The organism is Pseudoalteromonas sp. SIMBA_162 (genome assembly GCF_046535955.1).
Classification (GTDB): Bacteria; Pseudomonadota; Gammaproteobacteria; order Enterobacterales; family Alteromonadaceae; genus Pseudoalteromonas; species Pseudoalteromonas marina.
In genome coordinates this window covers 1-363 of record NZ_JAWJBQ010000133.1, presented here as the reverse complement: position 1 = coordinate 363, position 363 = coordinate 1, and the positions used below count along the sequence as shown (strand labels likewise).

1 protein-coding gene is annotated in these 363 nt (G+C 63.6%); it reads left to right on the top strand.

Features of this window, described 5'->3' with window-relative positions:
• The coding region (locus R0J88_RS19035; protein ID WP_410900735.1) for a phage tail length tape measure family protein at positions 1-363 on the top strand (363 nt) is incomplete at both ends.

Below are 363 nucleotides of genomic sequence, written 5' to 3'. Positions count from 1 at the left end.
ATAAAGCCGCCATGCGTATGCTGCCTGCACAGTTCACCGACGTGGCCACGCAGCTTGCAGGCGGGCAAAGTCCGTGGCTGATCCTGCTGCAACAGGGGGGGCAGGTGAAGGACTCCTTCGGCGGGATGATCCCCATGTTCAGGGGGCTTGCCGGTGCGATCACCCTGCCGATGGTGGGGGCCACCTCGCTGGCGGTGGCGACCGGTGCGCTGGCGTATGCCTGGTATCAGGGCAACTCAACCCTGTCCGATTTCAACAAAACGCTGGTCCTTTCCGGCAATCAGGCGGGACTGACGGCAGATCGTATGCTGGTCCTGTCCAGAGCCGGGCAGGCGGCAGGGCTGACGTTTAACCAGACCAGCG